We start from the raw sequence: 24,842 nt of genomic DNA on the forward strand, positions 1-24,842 counted from the left end.
GATGAAACACCTTCACATTGCATTATTAAGCTGCTGGATGGCTTCTGGTGCCTGGGCACAAAGCGCCTTGGTGGTTATCGCCAACCCAAGCGTGGCCATAGAAAAAATAGATACCCATCAGGTTACGCAAATTTTTCTCAAGCAAATTCAGACTTGGCCCGATGGCAAGGCGATACAGCCCATCGACATCAAAGAAGGCTCCCCGCTACGCACCGAGTTTTACAGCAAAATTACAGGGCGCAGTCCGGGGCAAATGCGCGCCTATTGGGCGCGTCAGGCGTTTACGGGCATGGGTTTTGCCCCCAAAGAGTTTGCCACTGCCGACGATGTGAGCAAAGCCGTTCAGACTACGCCGGGAGCGATTGGCTACATCGACAAGAAAAGTGCCTTGGGCACGGCCAAAATCGTCTTGCAACCCAACGAATAAGCAAAAAAGCTGCCAACACTTGCCTAAGCAAGCACTGGCGGCTAAGGTAGGCCGGAGGGTGTAGCGGCTTAACGCGGCAAGCTCGATTGGCCCATCAAAAAGCTATCGACGGCACGCGCCGCTTGGCGGCCCTCACGAATCGCCCACACCACCAAAGATTGACCCCGGCGAATATCACCGGCCGCAAACACCTTGGGCACATTGGTGGCGTAGCCGCCTTGGTCTTCGGTGCTGGCGCGGGCGTTGCCGCGCGCATCTTTGTCAATGCCAAAGGCATCCAACACCGCTGCTACCGGACTGACAAAGCCCATTGCCAGCAACACCAAATCGGCCGGGTAGTGCTTTTCGGTGCCTGCAATTTCTAGCAATTTGCCGTCTTTGAACTCGACTTGCACCGTGGTTAAGCCTTTGACCTTGCCCTTTTCGCCCACAAACTCTTTGGTAGAAATAGCAAACTCGCGCACGCAACCTTCGTCGTGGCTGGAGCTGGTACGCAGCTTGAGCGGCCAATAAGGCCACACCAGTGGTTTGTTTTCTTGCTCGGGTGGCATGGGCATGACTTCAAATTGGGTCACGCTGGCCGCGCCGTGGCGGTTGCTGGTGCCAACACAGTCGCTGCCGGTGTCGCCACCGCCAATCACAATCACATGCTTGCCATCGGCGCGCAGTTGGCCTTTGAGCTTGTCACCGCCATTGACTTTGTTTTGCTGCGGCAAGAACTCCATCGCAAAGTGGATGCCGTCCAAGTCGCGGCCCGGCACGGGCAAATCGCGCGATTGTTCAGCACCGCCGGTGAGCAGCACGGCATCAAACTCGGCTTGCAGTTGCGCCGGGCTGATGGTCTCTTTGGCCCAGTTGGTGACTTTGCTGCCTTTGCCCAAACCTTCTTTCGGGTCGGCCACCAGCACGCTGGTGCGGATGGTCACGCCTTCGGCTTCTAGTTGTTTGGCGCGGCGGTCAATGTGCGACTTTTCCAGCTTGAAATCGGGGATGCCATAGCGCAGCAGGCCACCGATACGGTCGTTCTTCTCGAACAAAGTCACATCGTGACCCACACGGGCCAGTTGCTGTGCAGCGGCCATACCGGCAGGGCCAGCCCCCACCACAGCCACTTTTTTGCCGGTTTTTTGCGCGGCGGGTTGCGGCTGCACCCAGCCATTCTCCCAGGCTTTGTCGATGATGGCGTGCTCAATACTCTTGATGCCGATAGGCGCAGCGTTGATATTGACCACGCAAGCGGCCTCGCACGGGGCGGGGCAGATGCGGCCTGTGAACTCGGGGAAGTTGTTGGTGCTGTGCAGCACCTCGATGGCGTTTTTCCAATCGCCGTGGTACACCAAATCATTGAAGTCTGGAATGATGTTGTTGACCGGGCAACCGTTGTTGCAAAACGGCGTGCCGCAGTCCATGCAGCGTGCGCCTTGCACTTTGGCTTGTTCCGGTGTCAGGGCAATGACGAACTCTTTATAGTTCTTGATACGCTCGGACACGGGCAGGTAGCCCTCTTCGATGCGCTCGTATTCTAAGAAGCCAGTGGTCTTTCCCATGATGAATCTGTCCTTGAATCTGTGTTCGCGTGAAAGGCAGGGCGCTTACTTGGCGGCTACTGCGGCGGCTGGAGCAGCGGGTGCGCTGGCGGCGGGTGCTTGCTGGGCGCTACGGGCATAAATTTCGCCCAAAGCGCGTTGGTACTCGGTGGGGAACACCTTGACAAACTTGGCACGCGCAGCCGCCCAGTGATCCAGCAGATCGCGAGCGCGTTGCGAGCCTGTCCAGCGGCTGTGCGCCTCGACCAAGCTACGCAGCAATTGGTCATCGCTTTGGCCCTTGTGCCAGATGCCGGGGCTGACGCTGGCGACAAACTCTTCGTGCGGCAGCACTTTGTCTAGCTTGACCGAGGCTTTGTTGCAGCGCTGGGCAAATTGGCCGTCTTCGTCATAAACGTAGGCGATACCACCGCTCATACCAGCAGCAAAGTTGCGCCCGGTTTTGCCCAACACCACCACCGTGCCGCCGGTCATGTATTCGCAGCCGTGGTCGCCCACACCTTCGACGACTGCCGTAGCACCCGACAGACGCACGGCAAAACGCTCACCGGCCACGCCGCTGAAGAAGGCTTCGCCCGTGGTAGCACCAAACATCACGGTATTACCGACGATGGTGTTACGCACGGCTTCGCCCCGGAACTCGTGGCTGGGGCGTACCACCACCCTGCCACCCGACAAGCCTTTGCCGGTGTAATCGTTGGCTTCGCCGGTCAGGTTCAGGGTAATGCCCTTGCACAGGAAGGCCGCGAAGGACTGGCCGCCGGTCCCTTCAAAGTGGATGCGGATGGTGTCATCGGGTAAGCCTTCGGGGTGTGCCTTGGTGACAGCACCGGACAACATGGCCCCCACAGAGCGGTTGACGTTGCGCGCCACTTCCATGATACGCACTGGCTCGCCTTGCTCAATCGCGGGCTTGCAGCGCTCAATCAGCTTCACGTCCAAGGCTTTTTCTAGCAAATGGTCTTGCTTGGTAGTGTGGTAGCGTGGCACATCAGCGGGCACGCTGGGGGCAACAAACAGGCGCGAGAAGTCCAAGCCCTGCGCCTTCCAATGCTCGATGCCTTTGCGCGTGTCGAGTAAGTCCACGCGGCCAATCAGGTCATCAAACTTGCGGATACCCAGTTGGGCCATGAGCTGGCGCACTTCTTCGGCAATAAAGAAGAAGTAATTGACCACATGCTCAGGCTTGCCGGTAAACTTTTTACGCAGCACGGGGTCTTGCGTCGCCACACCCACCGGGCAGGTGTTCAGGTGGCATTTACGCATCATGATGCAGCCTTCTACCACCAGCGGAGCCGTAGCGAAGCCAAATTCATCTGCACCCAGCAAGGCACCAATCACCACGTCGCGGCCAGTCTTCATTTGGCCGTCGGCTTGCACACGGATGCGGCTACGCAGGCGGTTCAGCACCAAGGTTTGTTGGGTTTCGGCCAGACCGATTTCCCACGGGCCACCGGCGTGCTTGATGGACGACCAGGGCGAAGCACCCGTGCCACCGTCGTGACCAGCAATCACTACATGGTCGCTCTTGCACTTGGCTACACCCGCGGCCACCGTGCCCACGCCCACTTCAGATACCAACTTGACCGAGATGTCGGCGTGCGGAGCCACGTTTTTCAAGTCGTGAATCAGCTGGGCCAAATCTTCAATCGAGTAGATGTCGTGGTGCGGTGGCGGCGAAATCAAACCGACGCCGGGCACCGAATGGCGCAAGAAACCAATGTAATCCGACACCTTACCGCCGGGCAACTGGCCGCCTTCGCCGGGCTTGGCCCCTTGGGCCATTTTGATTTGCACTTGGTCGGACGAGGACAGGTACTCTGCCGTCACACCAAAACGCCCCGAAGCCACCTGCTTGATTTTGGAGCGCAGGCTGTCACCGGCTTGCAGTTGAATGTCGGACTCTACCTTGTCAGCCCCAATGATGGAGGCCAAAGTTTCGCCTTGCTGAATCGGGATGCCTTTGAGTTCGTTGCGGTAACGTTTTGGGTCTTCGCCGCCTTCGCCGGTGTTGCTCTTGGCACCAATGCGGTTCATGGCCACAGCCAAAGTAGCGTGGGCTTCGGTAGAAATCGAACCCAAGGACATGGCCCCGGTGGCAAAGCGCTTGACGATTTCAGTGGCCGGTTCCACTTCTTCCACTGGAATGGCTTTGGTGGGGTCAAACTTGAACTCAAACAGACCACGCAGCGTCATGTGGCGCTTGGTTTGGTCGTTGATGATTTGGGCGTATTCTTTGTAGGTGCTGAAGTTGCCCGAGCGGGTGGAGTGCTGCAATTTGGCAATCGCATCGGGGGTCCACATGTGTTCTTCACCACGGGCGCGCCAAGCGTATTCGCCGCCCGCATCCAGCATAGTGGCCAGCACCGGGTCATTGCCAAAGGCAGCGCGGTGGGTGCGAATGGCTTCTTCGGCAATTTCAAAGATGCCAATGCCCTCAACACGGCTGGCGGTGCCAGTGAAGTATTTGTCCACCGTCTCGCTGTTCACGCCCACGGCCTCGAACAACTGTGCGCCACAGTAGCTCATGTAGGTGGACACGCCCATTTTGGACATGATTTTGGACAAGCCTTTGCCAATCGCCTTGACATAGTTGTAAATGGCCTTGTCTGCCGACAAATCGCCGCCCAACGCTTTGTGCATCTCAGCCAGCGTTTCCATCGCCAAATAGGGATGGACGGCTTCGGCACCATAACCTGCCAGCACGGCAAAGTGATGCACTTCGCGCGCGGTGCCGGTTTCTACCACCAAGCCAGCGCTGGTACGCAGGCCAGCACGCACCAAATGTTGGTGGATGGCCGACAGCGCCAGCAAGGCCGGAATCGCCACTTGGGTGGCCGACAACTTGCGGTCGCTGATGATGAGGATGTTGGCACCGCCCTTGATTTCGTCCACCGCTTGGGCGCACAGCGAGGCCAACTTGGCCTCTACGCCTTGCTTGCCCCAGTCCAGCGGGTAAGTGATGTCGATGGTGGCGCTCTTGAACTTGCCGTGCGTGTATTGCTCGATGTCGCGCAGCTTGGCCATGCCCGCAAAGTCCAGCACCGGCTGGCTCACTTCCAAGCGCATGGGCGGATTGACTTGGTTGATGTCCAGCAGGTTGGGCTTGGGGCCAATGAAGCTGTTGAGCGACATGACGATGGCCTCGCGGATGGGGTCAATCGGCGGGTTCGTCACTTGCGCGAACATCTGGCGGAAGTAGTTGTAGAGTGGCTTGTTTTTGTCTGACAACACCGCCAGCGGGCTATCGTTGCCCATTGAGCCAGTGGCTTCTTCGCCATTCTGGGCCATCGGGGCCAGCAAAAATTTGATGTCTTCTTGGGTAAAGCCGAACGCTTGTTGGCGCTCTAGCAGTGCCAAATCCGAAGCAGCGGACGGCACGTCTGCTGGGGCAGGCAAGGTATCGAGCTTGATACGCAGGTTTTCAATCCACTGCTTGTAGGGCTTGGTGTTGACGATGTTGGCTTTAAGCTCCTCGTCTTCAATCAAGCGGCCTTGCTCTAAATCAATCAGCAACATTTTGCCGGGTTGCAAGCGCCATTTACGCACGATTTTGCCATCAGGCACCGGCAATACACCGGCTTCAGAACCCAAAATCACCAAATCATCGTCGGTGATGCAAAAACGCGAAGGGCGCAGGCCATTGCGGTCTAGCGTGGCACCAATTTGGCGGCCATCGGTAAAGACGATAGAAGCTGGGCCGTCCCACGGCTCCATCATGGCGGCATGGTATTCGTAGAAGGCGCGGCGGCGCTCGTCCATGCACTCGTGCTGTTCCCAGGGCTCGGGAATCATCATCATCACCGCTTGGCTGATAGGGTAACCGGCCATCGTCAGCAGCTCTAGGCAGTTGTCAAAGGTGGCGGTGTCGGACTGGCCAGCAAAGCTGATGGGGTAGAGTTTTTGCAGGTCTTGCGCCAGCACCGGCGAGGCCATGACACCTTCACGCGCCAACATCCAGTTGTAGTTGCCGCGCACGGTGTTGATTTCACCGTTGTGTGCCACATAACGGTAGGGGTGGGCCAGCGGCCACTCGGGGAAGGTGTTGGTAGAAAAGCGCTGATGCACCAAACCGATGGCCGAGACGCAACGCTCATCGGCCAAATCTTTGTAATACACCCCCACTTGGTCGGCCAGCAACAGGCCCTTATAGACCACGGTGCGGCTGCTCATGCTGGGCACGTAATATTCTTTGCTGTGCTGCAATTGCAGCGCTTGGATGGCAGCGCTGGCGGTTTTGCGAATCACGTAGAGTTTGCGCTCTAGGGCATCTTGCACGATGACATCGTTACCGCGCCCAATAAAGACTTGGCGCAACAGCGGCTCTTTGTCGCGCACCGTGGGCGACATCGGCATATCGCGGTTGACGGGCACATCGCGCCAGCCCAACAACACTTGGCCTTCGGCCTTGATGGCGCGTTCCATCTCTTGCTCGCAGGCCAAACGGCTGGCGTGTTCTTTGGGCAAGAAAATCATGCCGACACCGTATTCACCCGCTGGCGGCAAGGTTACGCCTTGCTTGGCCATTTCTTCGCGGTAAAGCTGGTCTGGAATTTGAATCAGGATACCCGCGCCATCGCCCATCAGCGGGTCGGCACCTACGGCACCCCGGTGGTCAATGTTTTCCAAGATTTTGAGGGCTTGGGTCACGATGTCGTGGCGCTTGATGCCCTTGATGTGGGCCACAAAGCCCAGGCCGCAGGCATCGTGCTCTTGGGCCGATGAATACAAACCGTGTTGTTGCAGATGCTGGATTTCGGCAGCCGTGGTCATGGGCGCATTCCTCGTTATTTTTGCAGGGATGTATAGATTAGTGCAATGCAGCAAAATCATGCAAGCACTTTAATTGGGGTCAGATTCCAATTATTTACAAAAAACAACAGCTTTTATTTATTTGGGGACACATCAAAAAGCATAGCAACAACACTTTATTTCTCTAGGTTGCAGGCGTGATAACCTCCCCTGCTGCTACGCTGGCCACTGGCACGCGCCGAGGCCGTCCCGGCTTGGCTTTGGTGATACGCCGTTGCGATTTTTTTTGCAATTGCGCTACAAAATCTGCGCCCCCCAAGGCCCAACCCTTGAGTGCAGCATCGGTCAGGGCAGCCTGCGTATCGGCATCCAAGCCCGCCTGCACCACATCACGGTAGGCCGCTTCGCGCGCAAACGGGGTGTTGCCCAGCAACCAATACAAGGCGTGCGCCGTGACCAACTTATCTTGGCGCAGCCCTGTGTAATGGTTGTGACTAGACCAAGGCCAATCGGACACCTGCGCCACCCTGCCCGCACGCACTGGGTTCAAATCTATATAGGCCATGCAGGCAAGCAAATAGCGTTCCGACTCTATCAGTGTGCTACGGTAACGCCCCTCCCAAAGGGTGCCAGTGCGGTTGTGGCGCTGATTGAAGTAGCGCACATAACTGCGCCCCACCGCTTGCATCATTTTGGGCAGGGCTTCGGCCGTGGTGGGCGTGGCCAGCAGGTGGAAATGGTTATCCATCAGCACATAGGCGTGCAAAGCCACGCCCCATTGCCGCGCTTGTTCGGCCAGCAAGGCCAACATGCGCTCAAAATCTTGCGGGTCGATAAAAATCGGTTGGCGGTTGTTGCCGCGCTGGATCAGGTGGTGCGGATAATCGGGCAGGGTCAGACGGGGTAAGCGGGCCATAATCAGCTCAAAAATGAAACAATGGGAATCTGACCCCGATTATTTCACGCGCTCAAGCCAAACCGCGCCCCCAGTGCTTGTTCTAAGCCAAACTCTTGCAAAATAGCACGCAGGCGCTCGGCGGCACTGCGCTTTTTTTGCCCGGTATAGCGCGCCATAATCAGCTCGTTTTTCATGCTGTGTTCCCAACCCACCAGCTCCGTCACCGTGACTTGGTAGCCGCTGGCCTCTAGGTGCAGACAGCGCAGCACATTGGTGATTTGGCTGCCCAACTCGCGCGTGTGCAGTGGGTGCCGCCACAATTCGGCCAAGGGTGTGCGTGCCAATTGCAGCGCTTTGCCTTGGCGCAAACAAGCCGCCACTTCGGCCTGACAGCAAGGCACCAACACCATCGCTTTGGCCTTCTTTTGCAGGCCAAAGGCAATCGCATCATCGGTGGCGGTATCGCAAGCGTGCAAGGCCGTGACCATGTCGATGCGCTCGGGCAACTCTGCGGCCTCGGTGCTATCGGCTACCGACAGGTTCAAAAACGCCATGCGCTCAAAACCCAAGTGCTGCGCTAATTGGCCAGACTTTTCTACCAACTCGGCACGCCACTCTATGCCGTAAATATGGCCGCGCCCCAGTGGCTTGAAATACAAATCGTAGAGGATAAAACCCAAATAAGATTTACCCGCGCCGTGGTCAGCCAAGGTGGGTGCGTGACCGTCTTTGGACAAATCTTGCAACAGCGGCTCTACCAACTGAAACAGGTGATAGACCTGCTTGAGTTTGCGCCGCGAGTCTTGGTTGAGTTTGCCCTCGCGCGTCAGGATGTGCAATGCTTTGAGCAACTCGACCGACTGGCCGGGGCGCAGTTCTTGCAATACCGCTGCCTCGGCGGCGCGCTGCTTGTCTGCTGGTGGCTTTTTGCTCATGCTGGACCTTTATCGCTGGGCTGGCCGTGCGGCACTGGGCAGCGTGCGCCCACATCCAAGGCTTTCCAACCCTCTGGGCCTAATTGGCGCAATACTTCCATATTGCGCTCATAAATCATTTCGGCCTCTGGGAAGGCTTCGACTGCCGCATCTAAACTCTCTTCGCGGATTAAATGCAAAGTCGGGTAAGGTGCGCGATTGGTGGCGTTGGTAATATCATCAACTTCGGTGCCGTCAAACTGAAACTGTGGGTGAAAGCTGGCAATTTGCAAAATGCCGCCCAAATCCAGCACATCCAGCATCTCGTCGGCCAACTCCAGAAAATCATTAAAGTCTAAAAAATCTTCCATGCAGTCTGGCAACATCAGCAGCGTAGTGTCGCGCTTCTCGGGCGAGGCTTCGGCCAGTGCTTCTAACTCGCGCTGTAAATCTTGCAACACACCGCGCCCATCGGTGGCATGGCTGACGGCATAATGGATTTGCCCTTTAACGTGTACGCCCTTGGCAAACGGGCACAAATTAAGCCCAATCACGGCGCGCTCTAGCCAGCGCACCATGTCTTGCACCACGATGGCATCGCGGGCAGCCGCATCGGTAGAAGAAACAGCCGTATTGGTAGTATCAGCAATATCAGACATCAGCAGCCTTGTTAAAGAAAACGACTTGGCTGCTGCACCAGCAATTTGGCCAGCTCATCCATTAAACCCACGGTCACCTTGGCGGCAGGCCAGACCGTGTCTTGCACGCCAAAGCCCGACACCGTCACCAAGCGGAACGCCACCATGCCTTGGTCGTGGTTGGGGGTGATGGTGACATAGCCACGCGCTTCGGTTTGGTAGTCGAAGCGGTAGGCTTGCAGGGTGTTTTTTTCCGGGTGGCGAATGTCGTGGCGTTCGTGCGGCACACCTGCGCCACGCAAATTCGCCTCTACGCGCTGCAAATCGGGCGGAAAATTAACCGTGATGGTGCCACTGCGGTTGCCGCCCGGTTTGGGCTGCAGTTTCCAACCGATGGCAATGTAATCAAACACATCGCGGTCGCGCAGTTTCTTTTGGCGTGCATCGGCGCGAAACTCTACCAACTGCATAGCTGGCCAAGCGGTTTTGCTCGCTAAGAACAGCACCGGCCCATCGGGCAGCAGCACATTGAGTTGCGGGGCCAACTCTTGCAGATAGCGCCAGGCTTCTTTGCAAGCCAACTCGGTGGCTTGGGTATTTTGCTCTACGCCTTGGGTTTGCTGCTCGCGCTGGCTTTGCACCGCGTTGGCTTGGGATTTTAATTGGTTTAAAAAGCTCATGGCCGTTGTTGTATTTAGGGGGGGATTTTCAGCACTGGCCGCGCTGTTAGGCACAGCAGGCATCTATCACTTGGCGCACCAAGGCATCGGGGGCAGCGCGCACCACGGCTTGGCCGGGGCCATCTATCAGCACAAAGCGAATTTCACCGCCTTCGGCTTTTTTGTCCACGCGCATTAACTCTAGGTAGCGCCCGGCGTTGTCCGCCGCATCCAGCACCGGGCCACGTACCGGCAAACCCGCGCGCTGTACCAAAGCCGTGAGGCGCGCCACCAAGGCGGCATCCACCAGCCCCAAACGGCAAGACAACTCTGCTGCCATCACCATGCCTGCGCCCACGGCCTCGCCGTGCAACCAAGCGCCATAGCCCATACCAGCTTCTATCGCATGGCCAAAAGTATGCCCAAAATTGAGGATAGCGCGCAGACCGGATTCGCGCTCATCTTGGCCTACCACCCAGGCTTTAATCTCGCAACTGCGGCGCACTGCATGGGCCAGTGCTGGCACATCGCGCGCCAATAAAGCATCGATATGGGTTTCTAGCCAATCCATGAAAGCCATATCGGCAATGGGGCCATATTTAATCACTTCGGCCAAACCGGCGCTAAGTTCGCGCACGGGCAAGGTGTTGAGGGTGGACAAATCGCACAGCACCAGCTGGGGTTGGTAAAACGCACCAATCATGTTTTTACCCAGCGGGTGGTTGATGGCGGTTTTGCCGCCCACCGACGAATCGACTTGTGCCAACAAGGTCGTGGGCACCTGCACAAACGGCACGCCGCGCATGTAGCTGGCGGCAGCAAAACCCGTCATATCGCCTACCACACCGCCGCCCAAGGCAAACAGCACGGTTTTGCGGTCGCAGCCGTGGCCGAGCAGAGCATCAAAAATCAAATTGAGGGATTGCCAAGTTTTGTATGCTTCGCCATCGGGCAAGGCCACCAAATGGACTTGGGCATAACGTTGCTGCAACACGGCGCGCAAACGTTCTGCATACAAAGGGGCCACGGTGGTGTTGCTCACTATCAGGGCGCTGGCAGCCTTGGGGAGTTGGGCATAAAAATTGGGCGCATCCAGCAGGCCGGAGCCAATGGCAATGGCATAACTGCGCTCGGCCAAAGCAATCGATACTTGCTGCACGCCAGCATGAACAGAGAGGGGAGAGGAGGAGGAGGAAGGATTGGCTACTTGCATGGTTAGCCAAGTGTAGGCCAGAGCGGCCTGCCCTGCCCCCTCACGGACGCAGAAAAAATGCAGTTTTCAGTCTGCCGCCGGGCATTCTGGCGCAGCGGCCACCCCCGGCGCAATCACACCGGCCAGCTCCAACTGCATGATAATCATATTGACCAAACTGGTGACCGAAGGGCGGCCCGTTTCTACCACGTAATGCGCGGCTTGGCGGTACAAGGGGTCGCGCTGGGTGTAAAGGGTACGCAATTGGCCCAGTGGGTTGGCCACTTGCAGCAAAGGCCGGGTTTTATCGTAGCGAATACGCCGGAAGATTTCTTCGGGCGTAGAACGCAAATAAACCACGGTGCCACGCTGGTGCAAGCATTGCCGGTTGGCAGGCCGTAGCACGGCACCGCCACCGGTAGAAAGCACCGCCGCCTCGGGGGCTGCGGTGAGTTCCTCCAATACTTCAGCCTCTAGGTCGCGAAAGCGGGCTTCGCTCTCGCGCTCGAAGAACTCGCGAATCGAGCAGCCGATGCGCTGCTCAATCACTTGGTCCGAGTCGATAAAGGCCACCCCCAACCGTCGGGCGAGTTGCCGCCCGACGGTGGATTTGCCGGAGCCGGGGAGGCCGACCAAAGAGATCAGCATAACCAACTCCAAACGAAGGCTTGAAGCATCAAGGGGTAACAGTGACTGCAATGGTGCTGGTGGAACCAGCAGCATCACGAATCGTTACGATAGCATTACCAGCGGCCAAACCAGTAATGCTCAGACCCGCTTGGCTAGACAACACTGCTGGAGCCACTGCACTGTTAGACGTTTCCACCCGGTAAGGCGGCACACCACCCCGGATAGAGAAAGTGCGCGAACTACCAACCAAAATAGAAGCAGTTCCATTGGGTGTGGCCTCAGTAGATCCATCCGCTGTGGTGAAAAGCGTCAGATTTTGTGGGCATGTACCCCGCATCAGATTCATATCTCCCATGCCATTGTCACGAATCGTCATAGTGCTAGTGGCAAAGGCCCCACCAGAATCTACCACTGTCAAAATAACATTGAAGAACTCACGGGGAAGGTATTTACCTTCAGCATCTACAGGATTGATACAACGATTACTCCGCGTACCCAAACCTACGGTAAAGGTATCCCCATTTACCTCCACATTCGACAAGCCCAAATCACTGGTCAAAGCACGGTAGGGTGGCTGACCACCAAACACCGTCAAGGTAATGGGTGCCAAAGAGTCTTCACCCACTTCAAAGGCGCTAGGAGCAAAGCGCAGTGAAGCTTGTTGGGCTTGGTTGGATGTGACATCGATGTTCAATGTTTGCCCACGGGCATCCGTTACTACCAAGGTAGTTTGTCCGGCACCACGCAATGCCGCTGCCACCGTGTTTCCAGTCACCGTTGCCGTAGCAACGCTGGGGTTCGAAACTACTACGGTATAAGGCGCTGTGCCGTTTTGCAAGACAAAGTACAGGGTTTCTTGCACTGAGCCAGTGGCTGCCGAAGGCGCTGCTGTCATGGGTGCTGCCGGTGCAGAAGCACCCGTCACGTTGACATTAATGGCAACGCTGCGACTTGCATCGGCTTGGTCACGCACGGTGATGGTGGCAGAACCCGTCGTAGCGCTTGCAGTAATGGTCAACTTATTGCCAGCAAGTGTGGCAGTGGCCACCGCAGAGTTGCTGGTAGCAAAATCAAACCGACCAGAGCCACCACTGAGCAGCACATCGGCTGAGGCACCCGATTGAATGGACAAGGGGCCTGAAGGCGATGCAACCAACGCACCCACAGGGGTTGTGGACACCGTTACGGTAATAGTTGCTATCTTGCTTTGATCAGCTTGGTCACGCACTGTGATGGTGGTCGTACCAACGGTAGCACCGGCAGTAATACGCACAGTATTGCCTGTCAGGGCAGCAGTGGCAACCCCGGTGTTGCTAACCGCCACATCAAACTTGCCAGAGCCACCACTGATCAGCACATCGGTTGCAGCACCAGGCTGAATAGACACTGTGGATGGTGACACCACCAACGGACTAATGGCTGCCGCAGACACCGTCACACGTACCGTGGTGGTTTTGCTTTGATCGGCCTGGTCACGCACCGTGATAGTAGCCGTGCCCGCAGTGGCACCGGCAGTAATACGCAAGGTATTGCCTGTCAGGGCAGCAGTGGCAACCCCGGTGTTGTTCACGGCCACATCGAAGCGACCAGAACCACCACTGATCAGCACATCAGCCGCTGCACCTAGCGGGAGGGACAACGTTGGCTGGGATGCCGTCAGAGAACCATTACCAGCAACCACCGTAACATTGATCGCAACTACCCGCGTAGCATCTGCCTTGTCGCGCACAGTAATTGTGGCCGTGCCTACGGCTCCGCCACCGGTGACCCGCAAAGTGCGACCGTTGAGGGTGGCTGTAGCCACTTGGGTATTGCTAACCGCCAAATCAAAGTTGCCCGAGCCGCCACTGATGAGTACATCAGCTTCTGCATTCGATACAACGGTCAAGGTGGCTGGCGATGCACCCAACACAGACGTGCCACTGGCTGTAACAGTGACAGACAGGTTTGTCGTGCGGCTCAAATCCGCTTGGTCGCGAATCGTGATGGTAGCTGTACCTAACGTACTACCCCCAACCACGCGCAGGGTGCGGCCACTCAAAACAGCAGTAACCATTTGGTTGTTGCTCACTGCCAAATCAAAGTTGCCCGAGCCACCGCTGATGAGTACGTCGGCTGCTTCAGCAGATTTAAGATTCAAAGTTTGCGGAGAGGTGGAGATGGTAGCCACAGGCCCCACCACCACCGTTACTGGCACCGTCAGCACCTTAGAGGTATCTGCTTGATCACGGATGGTAATGTTGGCCTGACCTACGGTATCACCGCCAGTGACAATAAGCACACCACCCGCAACCGTTGCAGTGGCCGCACGGGCATTGTCAGAAGAGACGACATAGCTGCCAGAACCACCAATGAGTTCCAGCTGTTTGTTTTCACCGGTGCGAACTTCGACACTGGCAGGCAGCACGGCAAAGTTGCCACAGCTACCATTGTCTTCAATGGTAACTTTGGCTGTACCGGTGGAACGGGCAGCATCTACCACGGTTAAAAGCACTTCTTTATTTCCATTCACGCAACGGCTGCCGCGCGTACCGGTTTCCAAGGTCACCGTATTGCGCTGCATACAGTTGGCCTCGCTAGGCCGCACCTGCAAGAAGGATGGATCCGAGGTAAATACGCAAGTGGCACCTTGGGCACCAAAAACGCTGAACTGGATAGGTTGGGTATCATTCTCAGATACCACCAAGGCACTGGGCGAAAAACGAATCGCCGTAGTGGCAGTATTGATTTCTACTTTCACTTTCACGGTTTGACCGGCGGCATCCATCACCGAAATTTCTAACTCGGAAGCCAGTGAACCCTTAATATGCAGTTCATCACCCTGAATGGTGGCAGTGATGGCGACTGGAATACCACCAGCAACCCGATAGGGCGGCTGCCCGCCCGAAACTTTGGCCACCGCATCCAAGCCGACAGGTATCACCAAATCGGTAGGGGATATACGCAGTTCTGGTGAACCGACCGTTAAAGTAATTTCAACTTGCTCACCCGCAGCATCCCGAATTTTGACGGTAGTAGCACCAATCGCAACGCCGGTAACTTGCAACTGATTAGCACCGATCAGTCCCACGATAGCGACATTGCTATCACCGCCTTCTACTGTGTAGGGTGCGGCACCGCCACCAATCAAAAAGCGCCGCGCCACACTAGAACCCACGCCTACCGTCAGGTTACCGGGGGCTGTGGTGTACAGCGGGATACTAGAGCCTATCTGAATATCAATTTCTACCGAAGCACCGCTGTAGTCCAGCACACTGACCTTGGCATTGCCTGCGGCTTTGGTACGGATAATCAGGGTTTTGCCATCTACTTGGCCTTCAGCCATCGCTTCGTTCGCATTGTTAATGCGATAGGGTGGCACACCACCGCTGATTTGATACTCACGCGCTACACCCACCGGAAGAATTAAAGCGGTACCAGCGGTTGTGACCAACGTAGTCTGGTTAGGGTTGGCTCCGGGAGAGCCGCCATCGCCGCCTCCACCACCGCAAGCTGCCAATGCTGTGACCAGCATTAGCATCAGGATTCTGAATATTTTTTGCATTTTTTATCCTATTGATGAAAAAATTTTAACGTTGCGCGGTGCGCTCGGTAATAATCTTGGGGGTAATAAACACCAACATTTCGCGCTTGGTCGATTCCTTGGTTCTGTTTTTGAATAAATTGCCCATCACTGGAATATCCCCCAGTAATGGCACCTTATTTTCTAAATTGGATTCTTCCATTTCAAAAATACCCCCAATGACCACGGTACCACCGTTTTCAATCAGCACTTGGGTTTTGATGTGCTTGGTTTCGATGGCAACCCCTTGGGTCGTGGTTTCACCCCGGCTGTCTTTGTTCACATCCAAATCTAAAATAATATTACCTTCGGGGGTAATTTGGGGTGTTACCTCTAATTTCAGCACCGCCTTTTTAAAGGCAATGGTGGTGGCACCGTTGGGGGCCGTCACGGCATAGGGGTATTCAGTACCTTGCTCAATCAGGGCTTTGACTTGGTCAGCCGTAATCAGGCGCGGACTAGAGACTACTTTACCTTGGCCATCTGCTTCCATTGCCGATATTTCTAAATCTAAAAAGCGGTTAGCCACCGGATTAAAAATAGACAAGGCAAAACTGGGCACCGAAGTGACCCCAGACAATTGGGCTGGAAGGTTGACAAAAGGTGTGCTGGTATTGGTGATGGCGGTGCCACCCCCACTGCTGGCAATCGCGTTATTATAAGAAGTGCCAAACACCACCCGGTTACCGCCACCAATGCCATAGCCGCCCACACCACCGCGTCCGGCACGTAAATCACTACCGCCCAGTTTTACGCCCAAGGAGCGGCCAAAGGTATCGCGCGCCTCGACAATGCGGGCTTCAATCAGCACTTGGCGCACGGCCACGTCCAAACTGGTAATCAGCTGGCGCACTTCTTCTAACTTGCTCGGTGTATCAGAGACAAAAATTTGGTTGGTGCGTGGTTCAGAAATAGCACTGCCACGCTCGGATAAAAAGCGGGTAGAGCCACCACCAGCACCACCGCCGCTAGAACCCCCCACAGATTTGGTCAGTTGTTCCACAATCGCATCGGCTTTGGCATAATTGAGCTGAAAAGATTGGGTACGCAAAGGTTCTAGTTTTTGAATCGCCAACGCGGCTTCATAATCTTTTTTGGTACGATCGTCAATTTCGTCTTTGGGCGCAATCCACAGCACATTGCCATTTTTACGCTGCCCCAAGCCCTTGGCTTCCATGATAATTTGCAGCGCTTGGTCCCACGGGACATCTTTCAGCCGCAAGGTCATGGAGCCTGACACGGTATCAGAAGTTACGATATTGATATTGGTAAAATCAGCAAATACGCCCAACAAGGCACGCAAATCAATATTTTGAAAGTTGAGCGATAATTTTTCGGCGCTATAACCCGGCCCAGAAGATAATTTGCTTAAATCGACTTTTTTCTGCCGTACTTCGACCACAAATTGGTTGTCGCTTTGGTAAGCGCTGTGTTCCCACTCGCCTTGGGCTTCGATATTCATCCGCACCCGGTCGCCCTGCTGGGTGGTGCTAATCAATTGCACCGGGGTGGCAAAATCAGCCACGTCTAAACGGCGGCGCAGCCCTTCGGGCAAGGACGAGTGCAAAAATTCTATGCTTAAACCCTTGCCCTGTTGGCGCAAATCAACGCCCACTTGGTTGTTGGGCAGGCTAATAACAATGCGCCCCGCACCATCGGCACCACGCCGAAAATCTACATCTTTAATCGGCAGGGTAGTGGTGTTTTGGTCTTCGGCAAACAGGGTTTTTTGTGCTGCTGCCGTGGTGGTGGCGCTAGATACTGGCTCTAGGGTCAGTAAAACCGATTTGCCCTGCAATTCGGTGCGGTAACTGGTGGCCTGTTTTAAGTTCAGCACCACGCGCGAGCGCCCTTGCACCTGCACCACATTGGCCGATTTGAGGTTGCCTTGGTTAATGGGTACCAAGTTGCTGCCCAAGGCGTTGGTAATTTCAGGAAAATCCAGCGCAATGCGCGCGGGCGATTGCGTGGCAAAACCTTGCGGCAAAGCGGCCAATGGCTCGCTCAAGTCGATACGCAATACCTCGGCACCGCCCTGGATAGAGCCACTGACCGATTGAATGGCACCTTGTGCCCAAGCCACGCCAGAGAGCAACGCAGCAGCAGCCACGGCCACAGCACGAGGCCATGCTGCCCCCATAGGCTTATTTTTTGGATTCATTTTTTCGCTTCCTCTTGCAGTTCTAGCGACGCTGGACGTTCTACCCAATCTCCGGTGGCATCTTGGACGATTTCTCGCAGTTGAATCGCCGTTTCGGTAATGGCGGTGATACGCCCGTAGTTTTGTCCCAAATAGTGGCCCACCTGCACTTGGTAGAGTAGGTTATCTACCCGCAGCAGGGCGGTGGGCTTGCCCACTTTGTTCAAGCTGCCCACCATCGCCATCGTGTCCAGCGGAAAAGCCTCTAGCGGCTCTTTGCGCCGTGCCAGCTCGGGGGCAATCAGGCCAGCATTGGCCGTGACTTGGGCCGATTCACGGCGCAGCGCCTGCACCAGCTTGAGCTTATCGAAAGGCTCAAGGCTGCTCTCGGCGGTGTAGGGCATGGGCTGGAATTGTTTAGGCTCGGTCAGGGGGGTGACGCGCGGCTTGGCCTGGGCGCGCTCGCGCTCCATCCAATCGCGCAGCTCTTGTTCGCCCGAGGACTCACAACCGAGCAGCCCCACGGTGCAGCAAGCCAGCATCAACAGGTGCAGGGGTTTCATTTCTTGGCTCCGGTGCTGGCTTTGCGCTGGGCCTGGACTTCTTCGGGGTCCAGGTAGCGGTAGGTGCGTGCGGTGGCATCCATGCTCAGGGTGGGGCCGTCTTTGTCTTTGGCGTTAGGGGCAATGGCAATGCTGTCCATCGTCACAATGCGCGATAGGTGGGCGACATCGGCAGCAAAGGCCCCCATATCGTGGTATTTGCCCGTCACGCGCACGGCAATGGGCAACTCGGCGTAGTAATCGCGCACCACCACCTGACCGGGGCGAAACAGCTCAAACTGCAAACTGCGGCCCAAGCCCGATTGGTTGATGTCGGATAACAAGGCGGCCATTTCGGCCTTGCTGGGCAATTGTTTTTCTAGCTGAATCACGTATTGTTGGATTTGCTCGCGCTGCTTTTTCAGGGCCTCTAAACTGACCGCCTTGAGTAGCTTTTTTTGGTAATCTTCGCGCAGGGTTTTTTCTTGCGCTTGGGCTGTTTGCAACTGGGTTTCGTAGTCCACCAGCACGGTAAACCACAGGGCCACAGCCACACCCACTGCAATAAAAATGCACAGCAGGGTGCGCGGCCACACCGGCCAGACGGAAGGGTCTTTGGTGTCTAGGTTGGTAAATTGGCGCTGCACCTCTTGTTGCAGCGCGGCAAAGTCAATTTTAGGAAGCTGCTTTTTGACCATGCTTTACTTTCCGGCCTTGGCGGCATTAGCGGCATTAGCGCTTTCTGCATTGGCTTTTTCTACTTCACTGGCGCGCATCAGCTGGAAGTTCATCTTAAAGGCGGCCACGCGGCGTTGGTCTTTGGCCCCTAAAGAGACATTGCCTGCCACAATTTCTACCAATTCGGGTTTGGTCAGCCAAGGGGTATTGCTGCTGAGGTTACGCAGCATTTCGGAGATGCGCTCGTTCGATTGGGCCATGCCCTGCATGGTGACGGTGCGGTTTTCTTGCTTGAGGCTGGTGACATAGACCCCATCGGGCAGTTGTTGCACCAACTCGGTCAGTAAATGCACCGGCAAATTGCGGTCGGCTTGCAAGTCTTCTACCGCTTTTTGTCGGGCGGTCAGGGCGGCAATTTCTTCTTCGATGGTGGCAATTTCTTTGATTTGCTCTTCTAATTTCTTGGTTTCAGTTTGCAAGAAATTATTTTTGGCCTGCTGCTCATCAATTTGCATCTGGAACCACCAATAGATGCCACCAGCAATCAATAAGCCCACCAAAAACGATGCGAACATCGTGGCTTGAAAATTCTCGCGCCGGCGTTTGCGCGCGGCTTCCCGGTGGGGAAGTAGGTTAATCAAAATCATTGCAAAAATCTCCGCATGGCCAAGCCGCAGGAGGTAAGGTAAGACGGTGCCTCACGCGCCATTTTTTTCATGCGAACGCCACTGCCAATTTCCATGCCCTCAAACGGGTTGACCACACTGCATACCGCCCCAGCGTGTTGCGTGACGGCTTCGGTCAGGCCGGGCAGGGGGGCCGAGCCACCGGCCAGCAGGATGTGGTCCACCCGGTTGTGCGGCGTGCTGGTAAAAAAGAATTGGAGCGCACGGCCAATTTCTTGGGCCAGAGTTTCGACAAAGGGCTTGAGTACCGCCGTGGCGTAATCGTCGGGCAAATCACCGTTGCGCTTTTTGGTTTCGGCCTCTTCGGGCGAGAAGCCATATTGGCGCACGATAAGCTGGGTGAGTTGGGCACCGCCAAAGGCTTGGTCGCGGTCGTAAAGCACTTCGTCGTTGCGAATCACCTGCATACTGGTGGTTAAGGCCCCGACCTCAAACAGCGCCACCACGGAATCCACGCCCTTGTTGGGCAGCGCCTCTATCAGGCGGCTGGCGGCCAAGCGGGCGGCATAGGATTCGATGTCAATAATCACGGCCTTGAGGCCAGCGGCTTCGGCCAAACCTTGGCGGTCTTGCACTTTCTCGCGCCGTGAGGCGGCAATCAGCACATCCACATCGCCGGGGGAACTTTTGTTGGGGCCAACCACACAAAAGTCTAAACTGACCTCGTCCAACGAGAACGGGATGTACTGGTTGGCCTCGGACTCTACCTGCACTTCCATTTCTTGGTCGGTCAGGCCAGCGGGCAGGGTGATTTTTTTGGTAATCACTGCCGAGGGTGGCAAGGCCAGGGCGACGTTTTTGGTGCGCGTGCCGCTTTTTTTGACCAAACGACGCAGGGCCTCGGCCACTTCGTCAAATTTTTCGATGTTGCCATCGGTAATCCAACCGCGCTCTAGTGGCTCGATAGCGCAGCGCTCCAAGACAAGGCCACCGGCCTTGTTGTGTGCCAGCTCTACCAGCTTGGCACTGGAGGAACTGATGTCAATGCCGACCAGCGGGGCGGACTGTTGACTGAACAAAGCTCCCACAGAAATCAAGATGGCTCCCCTTTATGCTGAAAAAATAGGCAATATGCTTGGCGTTTTGGCTGGATGCTATCAGTAAGATAGTTTGCCAGCAAAGACTTTGCAGCCGCTGGCTGCGCTGTTCGTTGCCAAAAGTACACGGCCCAATGGCCAAAAACTCCAGTGTGCCACTGTGCAGACCCGCCGCAAGCATAGGCCATGCAAGGCATGGTGTGCGGATTTTGATGTGGCATTTTTATAATCTGGCCCTCCATTGATTCGGAGCGTTATGCCGCCCCCCGCCTCCCCCCTTGATAGCCGCCTGCCGCCTGATAGCGCAGACACCTCAGACACCCCTTCGGCCCCACCTACGCCGCCCACTCCTGCACCCCAACGGCATTGGTTGCTGCGCTTGCTTTTATGGAGCGCTGGCTTACTGCTGGCGGGCACCTTAGCGGTGCTGCTGGTCGTGGGGGTGGCGCTGGCGATGGCCTACCCTAATCTGCCCGACATTTCGGATTTGGCCGACTACCGGCCCAAACTACCCCTGCGAGTTTATTCTGCCGAAGGGGCCTTGCTGGGCGAGTTTGGCGAGGAGCGGCGCAACCTGACACCGATTGCAGACATCCCAGAGGTGATGAAAAACGCCGTTTTGGCGATTGAAGACACCCGTTTTTTTGAGCACAACGGGGTCGATTTCAAGGGGATTTTGCGTGCTGGCATTGCCAACGTCACCAAGGTGAAAAGCCAAGGTGCATCCACCATCACCATGCAGGTGGCACGCAATGTTTATCTGTCTTCCGAAAAAACATTCACGCGAAAAATTTACGAAATCTTACTTACTTTCAAGCTCGAACACCTGCTGAGCAAAGACCAAATTCTGGAAATTTACATGAACCAGATTTTTTTGGGCAACCGCGCCTATGGTTTTGCGGCCGCAGCAGAGATTTACTTTGGCAAGCCGCTGCAACAGGTTTCGGTGGCCGAGGCGGCCATGCTGGCCGGGCTGCCCAAAGCGCCATCGGCCTACAACCCGATTAGCAACCCCAAGCGCGCCCGAGTGCGCCAGTTGCACATCATTGACCGTATGCAAGAAAACGGCTTCATTACGCCAGAGCAAGCCATGCAGGCACGCGAAGAGCAGCTGCACCTGCGTAACAACCACAGTGACGGCGGCAATACGCACGCCGAGTACGTGGCCGAGATGGCACGCCAGCTGATTTTTGCCCAATATGGCAACGAAGCCTACACCCGGGGGCTGAACGTGTACACCACGCTCAACACCTCCGACCAAGAGGCTGCCTACCAAGCCTTGCGCCGGGGCATCATGGATTACGAACGCCGCCAAGCCTACCGGGGGCCAGAAAAATTTGTCACGTTGCCCACCGACCCACAGGCTTTGGACGAAGCGATTGACGACGCACTGGCCGACCACCCCGACAATGGCGATGTGCTGTCGGCCGTGGTGCTAGAGGTCAGTGCGCGCAAAGTAGTGGCCGTGCGTGGCAATGGCGATGTGCTAGAAATCAGCGGCGAGGGTTTGCGCCCGGTGCAATCGGGCCTGAGCAGCAAGGCACCACCCAATATCAAATTGCGCCGGGGGGCCATCATCCGTGTGATTAAAACCAGCAAAAACACCTGGGAGGCAACACAATTGCCCGAGGTAGAAGGGGCTTTTGTGGCCCTAGACCCACGCACCGGGGCCATCAAGGCCCTGGTGGGGGGCTTTGATTTTGATAAAAACAAGTTCAACCATGTAACGCAAGCCTGGCGCCAGCCCGGTTCTAGCTTCAAGCCGTTTATTTATTCTGCGGCGCTAGAGAAAGGCTTTACCCCCGCCACCATCATCAACGATGGCCCCCTGTTTTTTGATGCAGGCGTGACCGGCGGCCAACCTTGGGAACCCAAAAACTACGATGGCAAATACGACGGCCCCATGACCATGCGAACCGGTTTGGCCAGATCAAAAAACATGGTTTCTATCCGCATTTTGCAAGCCGTGGGCACCAAAAACGCCCAGCAGTGGGTAACACGCTTTGGTTTTGATGCCGACAAACACCTGCCTTACCTGACGATGGCTTTGGGCGCAGGCTCGGTCACGCCGATGCAGATGGCGGTGGGCTATGCGGTGTTTGCCAACGGTGGCTACCGTATCAACCCGTGGCTGATTGCCAAAGTCACCGACTACAAAGGCAAACTCATCTCTGAAACCCAGCCCCCGGCCTTGGACAAGCAAGAGCGGGCCATTGATGCGCGCAATGCCTTCATCACCAACAGTTTGCTGCAAGAGGTGACGCGCTCGGGCACTGCCGCGCGGGCGCAATCGACCCTCAAACGGCCCGATTTGTATGGCAAAACTGGCACCACCAACGATGCGGTAGATGCCTGGTTTGCTGGCTTTCAGCCCACGCTGGCTGCCGTTACTTGGATTGGCTATGACACGCCGCGCAATTTGGGCAGCCGCGAAACCGGCGGCGGCCTGAGTTTGCCTATCTGGATTAACTTTATGGGCCATGCCCTCAAAGGCGTGCCCGTAATGGAGCCGACCGTACCCAGCGGCGTGGTGCAAAGTGGCGGTGAATGGTTTTACACCGAGTACGCGCGCGGCGCTGGCGTGGCCAGTGTAGGCACCGAGCCACGCGCCAGCAGTAGCAGCGGCAGCAGTAGTACCAGCAGCAACAGCGGCAACAGCAGCAGCAACCAAGAAGCAGCACCCCAACCGCCAGCGGCAGAGGAGCGCAACCGCATCATGGATTTGTTCCGCAATTAGGCCCCAAAATGCAAGGCCAGCCCCGCTTGGGCGCTGGCATCTTGCGTCAGCTGGGCAAAAAATTCGCCACTGCCTTTGGTGCATTGCCACTGCTGGCCGTCAAAGCGGTAGTGGTAGCCGCCCGAACGGGTGGCCAGCCAAATTTCATGCAGTGGCTTTTGCTGGTTTATGACAATTTGGCTGCGGTTGGCAAAAGTGAGCGTCACCATGCCGCCGCTGCGCTGGTTGTCTATGTCGGCCTCGGTGCTGTCGTTGATACGGTCACAAGACCGTTCCACTGCCAGTAACAATTTTTCAGCTTGGTCTAGGTATTCGAGGTCGGTCATACAATTTCATTATGTTAAAAGCGTTTCAAATTTTAGTCAGGCGCTTTGTCCTTGTTGCCAGCGTGGCAGCGACACTGGCGGCCTGTGGTCAACGCGGGCCTTTGTACCTGCCAACACCCGCTGCACCCGCTGCGCCAAGCCCTGCCTCTCCTGCTACTTCTGCCCCTTCGGTTGCTCCATGACATCCACTGTATTGCCCGGTCATCCTTACATTGCCTATCGGGGCACTGATTTATTCATTGAAGAAGTGCCTGTGGCCGAGCTGGCACAGGCGCATGGTACGCCGCTGTTTGTGTATTCCACTGCCGCCATGCAAGCCGCCTTGGCCGCATACCAACGTGGTTTTGCTGGGCGCAAAGTGCAAATTTGCTACGCCATGAAGGCCAACCCCTCGCTGGCAATTTTGCAGTTTTTTGCCCGCCAAGGCTGCGGTTTTGACATCGTCTCGGGCGGCGAGTTGGAGCGCGTGCTGGCCGCTGGTGGCGACCCCGGCAAAGTGATTTTTTCGGGTGTGGGCAAAACCCGCGCCGAGATGCGCCAAGCCCTGCAAGCGGGCATTTTGTGCTTTAACGTCGAAAGCGAAGCCGAGCTAGAGGTTTTAAGCGAAGTAGCGGTTTCACTGGGCGCACAAGCACCCGTCAGTATCCGCGTCAATCCAAATGTGGATGCCAAAACCCATCCCTATATCTCTACCGGCCTCAAGGGCAACAAATTCGGTATCGCCCACGAGCGCACCTTGGCCACCTACCAACGCGCCGCCAGTTTGCCGGGCATTCGCGTGCTGGGTATTGATTGCCATATTGGCTCGCAAATTACCGAGGCCACGCCCTATCTGGACGCTGCCGACCGGGTGCTGGATTTGATTGAGGCCATTGAGGCCGCAGGCATCCCGATTCATCATATTGATTTTGGTGGCGGCTTGGGCATCAACTACAACGGCGATACCCCCCCGGCAGCGGACGACTTGTGGGCGCAATTGCTGGCCAAAATGGACGCACGCGGTTTTGGCCAACGCCAATTTTTGATTGAGCCAGGGCGCTCTTTGGTGGGCAATGCTGGCCTGTGCGTCACCGAGGTGCTGTACCTGAAACCGGGCGAAGAGAAAAACTTCTGCATCGTCGATGCCGCCATGAACGATTTACCACGCCCGGCCATGTACCAAGCCTTTCATGGCATTGTGCCGCTGCAACAGCGTGACAACTTGGCCGCACAGGTCTATGACGTGGTCGGCCCGGTGTGCGAAAGCGGTGACTGGCTCGGGCGTGAGCGCAGTTTGGCTGTGCAACCCGGCGACCGCTTGGCGGTATTGTCTGCTGGGGCTTACTGCATGTCGATGGCCAGCAATTACAACACCCGTGGCCGCGCCGCCGAAGTGCTGGTCAGTGGCGGCAACGCCCAAGTGATTCGCCCACGCGAAAGCGCTGCCGATAGCTTCCAGCACGAGCGCCTACTGGCGGCCCTCTAAACCTTTTTTATC

Annotated in this window: 19 protein-coding genes; 4 read left to right on the plus strand and 15 right to left on the minus strand. The window is 56.3% G+C overall.

What is annotated here, in order from left to right; all coding sequences use genetic code 11:
• Window position 1: 1 nt before the first annotated feature.
• Entirely contained in the window at window positions 2–427 is a 426-nt protein-coding gene (locus PHX60_RS06220; RefSeq protein WP_300075895.1) for a phosphate ABC transporter substrate-binding protein, read from the plus strand.
• 68 nt (window positions 428–495) lie between these two features.
• Here PHX60_RS06220 and PHX60_RS06225 read toward each other — a convergent pair whose 3' ends face one another.
• The 14 genes from PHX60_RS06225 to PHX60_RS06290 all read right to left on the minus strand — a co-directional run bounded on the left by PHX60_RS06225 (window position 496) and on the right by PHX60_RS06290 (window position 20,302).
• Window positions 496–1,974, minus strand: a complete 1,479-nt coding sequence (locus PHX60_RS06225) for a glutamate synthase subunit beta (protein WP_300075897.1) — start codon at window positions 1,972–1,974, stop codon at window positions 496–498.
• A 45-nt stretch (window positions 1,975–2,019) separates the two neighbouring features.
• On the minus strand, window positions 2,020–6,747 hold the full coding sequence (locus PHX60_RS06230) for a glutamate synthase-related protein (RefSeq protein ID WP_300075899.1): 4,728 nt from the start codon (window positions 6,745–6,747) through the stop codon (window positions 2,020–2,022).
• A gap of 163 nt (window positions 6,748–6,910) precedes the next feature.
• A complete protein-coding gene (locus tag PHX60_RS06235; RefSeq protein ID WP_300075901.1) occupies window positions 6,911–7,642 on the minus strand; it encodes a transposase in 732 nt (243 codons plus the stop codon).
• Window positions 7,643–7,686: 44 nt separating this feature from the next.
• Window positions 7,687–8,559 (minus strand): SAM-dependent methyltransferase, encoded by an 873-nt coding sequence (locus PHX60_RS06240; protein ID WP_300075903.1) that lies wholly within the window; start codon window positions 8,557–8,559, stop codon window positions 7,687–7,689.
• Window positions 8,556–9,116, minus strand: coding sequence for a DUF1415 domain-containing protein (locus PHX60_RS06245; RefSeq protein ID WP_300075996.1), 561 nt, complete (start codon window positions 9,114–9,116; stop codon window positions 8,556–8,558). Before PHX60_RS06245 ends, PHX60_RS06240 begins: the two co-directional genes overlap by 4 nt.
• A gap of 92 nt (window positions 9,117–9,208) precedes the next feature.
• Entirely contained in the window at window positions 9,209–9,856 is a 648-nt protein-coding gene (locus PHX60_RS06250) for a hypothetical protein (protein WP_300075905.1), read from the minus strand.
• Window positions 9,857–9,902: 46 nt separating this feature from the next.
• The gene (gene aroB, locus PHX60_RS06255) at window positions 9,903–11,048 is read right to left on the minus strand and encodes a 3-dehydroquinate synthase (protein WP_300075908.1); all 1,146 of its coding nucleotides are present in this window, start codon (window positions 11,046–11,048) and stop codon (window positions 9,903–9,905) included.
• Window positions 11,049–11,114: 66 nt separating this feature from the next.
• The gene (locus PHX60_RS06260; protein ID WP_300075910.1) at window positions 11,115–11,675 is read right to left on the minus strand and encodes a shikimate kinase; all 561 of its coding nucleotides are present in this window, start codon (window positions 11,673–11,675) and stop codon (window positions 11,115–11,117) included.
• Window positions 11,676–11,703: 28 nt separating this feature from the next.
• Window positions 11,704–15,201: a hypothetical protein gene (locus PHX60_RS06265; RefSeq protein ID WP_300075912.1), complete on the minus strand. Its 3,498-nt coding sequence runs from the start codon at window positions 15,199–15,201 to the stop codon at window positions 11,704–11,706.
• Window positions 15,202–15,226: 25 nt separating this feature from the next.
• Window positions 15,227–17,359, minus strand: a complete 2,133-nt coding sequence (gene pilQ / locus PHX60_RS06270) for a type IV pilus secretin family protein (protein ID WP_300075998.1) — start codon at window positions 17,357–17,359, stop codon at window positions 15,227–15,229.
• Window positions 17,360–17,376: 17 nt separating this feature from the next.
• Window positions 17,377–17,922, minus strand: a complete 546-nt coding sequence (locus PHX60_RS06275) for a pilus assembly protein PilP (protein ID WP_300075913.1) — start codon at window positions 17,920–17,922, stop codon at window positions 17,377–17,379.
• Window positions 17,919–18,599 carry a type 4a pilus biogenesis protein PilO gene (locus PHX60_RS06280; RefSeq protein WP_300075915.1) on the minus strand — a complete coding sequence of 227 codons (681 nt, stop codon included), beginning with the start codon at window positions 18,597–18,599 and terminating at the stop codon, window positions 17,919–17,921. The genes PHX60_RS06275 and PHX60_RS06280 overlap by 4 nt, the downstream gene beginning before the upstream one ends.
• 3 nt (window positions 18,600–18,602) lie before the next feature.
• Window positions 18,603–19,226, minus strand: a complete 624-nt coding sequence (locus PHX60_RS06285) for a PilN domain-containing protein (RefSeq protein ID WP_300075917.1) — start codon at window positions 19,224–19,226, stop codon at window positions 18,603–18,605.
• The gene (locus PHX60_RS06290; protein ID WP_300075918.1) at window positions 19,223–20,302 is read right to left on the minus strand and encodes a pilus assembly protein PilM; all 1,080 of its coding nucleotides are present in this window, start codon (window positions 20,300–20,302) and stop codon (window positions 19,223–19,225) included. The genes PHX60_RS06285 and PHX60_RS06290 overlap by 4 nt, the downstream gene beginning before the upstream one ends.
• A gap of 256 nt (window positions 20,303–20,558) precedes the next feature.
• Between PHX60_RS06290 and PHX60_RS06295 the strand changes: the two genes are divergently transcribed.
• Window positions 20,559–23,039: a penicillin-binding protein 1A gene (locus PHX60_RS06295; protein WP_300075920.1), complete on the plus strand. Its 2,481-nt coding sequence runs from the start codon at window positions 20,559–20,561 to the stop codon at window positions 23,037–23,039.
• On the opposite strand, the gene cyaY is transcribed toward PHX60_RS06295, so the two are convergent.
• Window positions 23,036–23,365, minus strand: coding sequence for an iron donor protein CyaY (gene cyaY / locus PHX60_RS06300; RefSeq protein ID WP_300075922.1), 330 nt, complete (start codon window positions 23,363–23,365; stop codon window positions 23,036–23,038). The two genes, PHX60_RS06295 and cyaY, sit on opposite strands and share 4 nt — an antisense overlap.
• Window positions 23,366–23,376: 11 nt before the next feature.
• Between cyaY and PHX60_RS06305 the strand changes: the two genes are divergently transcribed.
• A complete protein-coding gene (locus tag PHX60_RS06305; protein WP_300075924.1) occupies window positions 23,377–23,547 on the plus strand; it encodes a lipoprotein in 171 nt (56 codons plus the stop codon).
• A complete protein-coding gene (lysA, locus tag PHX60_RS06310; protein WP_300075926.1) occupies window positions 23,544–24,830 on the plus strand; it encodes a diaminopimelate decarboxylase in 1,287 nt (428 codons plus the stop codon). Before PHX60_RS06305 ends, lysA begins: the two co-directional genes overlap by 4 nt.
• The last annotated feature ends 12 nt before the right edge of the window (window positions 24,831–24,842 follow it).

It is taken from the genome of Giesbergeria sp. (assembly GCF_028686475.1).
Classification (GTDB): Bacteria; Pseudomonadota; Gammaproteobacteria; order Burkholderiales; family Burkholderiaceae_C; genus Simplicispira.